The organism is Methylibium sp. T29-B (genome assembly GCF_000576225.1).
Lineage (GTDB): Bacteria > Pseudomonadota > Gammaproteobacteria > Burkholderiales > Burkholderiaceae_C > Methylibium > Methylibium petroleiphilum.
In genome coordinates, this window is sequence record NZ_AZSN01000262.1 from 1 (window position 1) to 3,123 (window position 3,123).

Here is a 3,123-nt window from a genome sequence, read left to right on the forward strand (position 1 = left end):
GCTTTTTCATGGAACCCATTTCAGATGTCATCCGATCGCTCGCCACAGCGAAGAAACCCCAGGCCGACAGCCGGCAGAGCCATCGGCGACGAAGAAGCGCTTGCTTTGCACATGGCGGGGCCGGCGTTCAATGGCCTGCGCGCGTACGCAGCGCCGACCTGACGGCCGAGACGGCCGACTCGAACGACGTGGGCGCAAGCCAGCGCAACATGCAGGGATAGGTCACTGCGCCCGCCAGCAGCGCGGCTGCCGCGGCAAAGTACTGCGGCCACACCGGCGTGAGCAGATGGTGGACCGCCCAGATGACGGCGGCCATCGGCGCACCAGCCAGCAACGGGGTGAACGCCGCCGTGGCCTGCGCCCGCACGCTGATGCCGACGACGCTGGCCAACACGACCGCCCCTGCCGGCCAGAGGATCAGTTCCTTCGCGACGCGAACGCCGGCCACTGCCTCCAGCCCCCAACCGACGACCGCGAAGACCATCGCCGCCTGCACGACCACGTCAGCCACCATCAACATGATGGCCAGCGTGGAACGGCCGACGCCCCTCAGCATTGCGACCCCCAGCTCGGAGGCCGGCAGCAGCAGGCCACCGAGCAGGAACAACTGGACCACCGTCGCGGCACCCGCCCAGCGGGCTCCGAACACCAGGTCGATCAAGGTCGGCGCCAGCACGACCAGTGCGAGGTAGAGCGGGATCACCACCAGGGCCGTCGCCAGGATCGTCTGCCGCATCAGCTTGCGCAGCGCCTCCGGCTGTCCTTGCGAACGCGCCGACATCACCAGCGTGACGTCCCAGGCCGGGCCGATCAGGATGTCGCCGATCTGTTCGAGCAGCCGCTCCGCCATCGTGTAGATGCCCACCGCGGACGCACCGAGATAGTTGCCGATCACCAGGCGCGGAATCATCCGGTCGATGTACAGCATCGCCACGCCCGCCAGGGAGCCGATGTTGAAGTTCAGCAGCTCCATGAACGCCTTGCGCTCGATCTCGAACCCGGGCCGCCAACGCGTCGCGATCATCGCGCCGAGCATCGTGATGCCGACGCGGGCAACCTCGTTGACGATGATGCTCCAGATCCCCGCCCCCGACACTGCGAGCGAAATCCCGAGCACGCTTGCGATCATCGAACCGAAGGTTTCGACGGTGGCGACGGCCTTGAAACGGCCTTCGCGGCGCAGCAGCGCCCGGTGCACACCACTCACCGCACCCAGCGGCAAGCTGATGGCGCGCCAGCCGAGCACGGTCGCGACCTCTGCGGGCCCCCCCACCAGCGCCGCGATGCCATCGCTGAACGTGCTGATCACCACGAAGCTGATGAAGCCGAAGCCGAGCAGCAGCCAGAAGGTGGTGTTGGTGTGCGCCGGGCGCAGTTCCTTCTGCTGGATCAGGCTCTCCGCCAGCATCCCGCCGGTGATGAGCTCGACGACGCCGACGGCCACCCACGCCATGGCCACGATGCCGAAGGCCTCCGGCCCGAGAAACCGGGCGAAGGCCGCCAGCGTGATGAAACCGAGAAGTACCTGCGCTACTTTTCCGACGGTACTCCAGGCCACTCCATGCAAAAGATTGACGTTGTATTTCATGTTGTTGAGCAGGGCACCTACCCTGCCGCGGCCGCGCCAAAACCGCGACTCCCTAGCAAGCCTTCAAATTCCTGACGGCAGATAGAGTAGCGCCCGCATTTCGCGCTGCGTGAGCATCTACTCACGTTCGCGCCCAAGGGCAGCAATTGTTCACAGTCGTAACAGCCGGCGGCATAGATTCCGTGAGAATGCCCCGAAAGCGTGGTGGCTCAAGCACCGAAAAGCCCGGCAAAACGGACCGCTTTCCCCTCGGAGAGGGTGGGGCAATGCGCCGGCTTAGGCTTAGAACTGCCAGCCCAGCGGCTTCAGCAGTTGCGCCGTCTCGAACAGCGGCAGACCCATGATGCCGGTGTAGCTGCCGTCGATGTGCTCGATCCATGCGGCCGCCTGGCTCTGGATCGCATAGGCCCCGGCCTTGCCGTGCGACTCGCCGCTCGCGACGTAGCGCACGATCTCGTCGGAGGTCAGCCGGCACAGTCGCACGGTCGACACCTGCAGCCGCAGCTGGGGCTCGAAGGCCGCATGCGGTCCTTCGACCACGGCCACCGCCGTCAGCACCTGGTGGGTCTGGCCCGACAGGGCCTCGAGCATGTGCGCCGCTTCCTCATCATCGGCCGGCTTGCCGAGAATGCGGTCGCCCAGCACCACGGTAGTGTCGGCGCACAGGATCGGCGCCGCCTGCAGTGCCCGCTGAAGCAGGCGCGCCCGCGCCGCCTCCAGCTTGGCGAGCGTCACGCGCTGCACATAGTTGGCCGCCGCCTCTCCGGGCAGCACGGCTTCCAGCGCCTCGCTGTCCTCGTCGGCGCCGGGCAGCAGCAGTTCGTGGCGCACGCCGATCTGCAGCAGCAGCTGGCGGCGCCGCGGACTCTGCGAAGCCAGGTAGAGGAATTCGGGCACGCTCGCTACTCGCGGTGATAGGGGTGGCCGGCGTTGACCGACCACGCCCGGTACAGCGCTTCGGCGAGCAAGACCCGTGCGAACGCGTGAGGCAGCGTCAGGTCCGACAGACGCAGCGTCTCGTCGGCGCCGTCCTTGAGCGTGTCGGCCAGGCCATCGGGGCCGCCGATCAGCAGCGCCACGTCGCGGCCGTCGAGCTGCCAGGCCTGCAGCCTCTGCGCCAGCTGCTGGGTGGTCAGGCGGGTGCCGCGCTCGTCGAGCACGACACGGCGCACGCCCCTGGCGCAGGCCGCCTCGATGCGCTGCGCCTCGGCGGCCTTCATGGCGTCCACGGTCTTGCCTTGGGTGCGTGGCTCCGCCTTCACCGCCTTCAGTTCCACGCGCCAATCGGCGGGAAAGCGCTTGAGGTAATCCTCGCAGGCCGTTTCGGCCCAGGCTGGCAGGCGCTGGCCGACGGCGACCAGCGCGAGCTTCATGCGCGCGACGTCTTGCGCGACGGCGCGGCCTTCTTCGCGGGAGCGCGCTTCGTGGCCGGCGCGCGGGTGGTCGGGGCCGACCGGGTCGGTGTCTTCTTTGCGACCGGCGCAGAAGCCGCCGTCTTGCGGGCCGGCGCCTTCCTGGCCGCAGGCGCCTTGGCC

General features: G+C 68.1%; 3 protein-coding genes. All 3 read right to left on the reverse strand.

What is annotated here, in order from left to right; all coding sequences use genetic code 11:
- Nucleotides 1-127 precede the first annotated feature (127 nt).
- The gene (locus Y694_RS20765) at nucleotides 128-1,588 is read right to left on the reverse strand and encodes an oligosaccharide flippase family protein (protein ID WP_081782299.1); all 1,461 of its coding nucleotides are present in this window, start codon (nucleotides 1,586-1,588) and stop codon (nucleotides 128-130) included.
- A 282-nt stretch (nucleotides 1,589-1,870) separates the two neighbouring features.
- Nucleotides 1,871-2,485, reverse strand: a complete 615-nt coding sequence (locus tag Y694_RS20770) for a nucleoside triphosphate pyrophosphatase (RefSeq protein ID WP_036236142.1) — start codon at nucleotides 2,483-2,485, stop codon at nucleotides 1,871-1,873.
- 5 nt (nucleotides 2,486-2,490) lie between these two features.
- Complete coding sequence (gene rlmH, locus Y694_RS20775; RefSeq protein WP_011828941.1) at nucleotides 2,491-2,961, reverse strand: 23S rRNA (pseudouridine(1915)-N(3))-methyltransferase RlmH; 471 nt, start codon at nucleotides 2,959-2,961, stop codon at nucleotides 2,491-2,493.
- Between the last annotated feature and the right edge of the window lie 162 nt (nucleotides 2,962-3,123).

Bases quoted from the DNA above. Each gene is read 5' to 3' on its own strand.
- Y694_RS20765 (WP_081782299.1), bottom strand. From the start codon at position 1,588: ATGAAATACAACGTCAATCTTTTGCATGGAGTGGCCTGGAGTACCGTC.
- rlmH (WP_011828941.1), bottom strand. From the start codon at position 2,961: ATGAAGCTCGCGCTGGTCGCCGTCGGCCAGCGCCTGCCAGCCTGGGCC.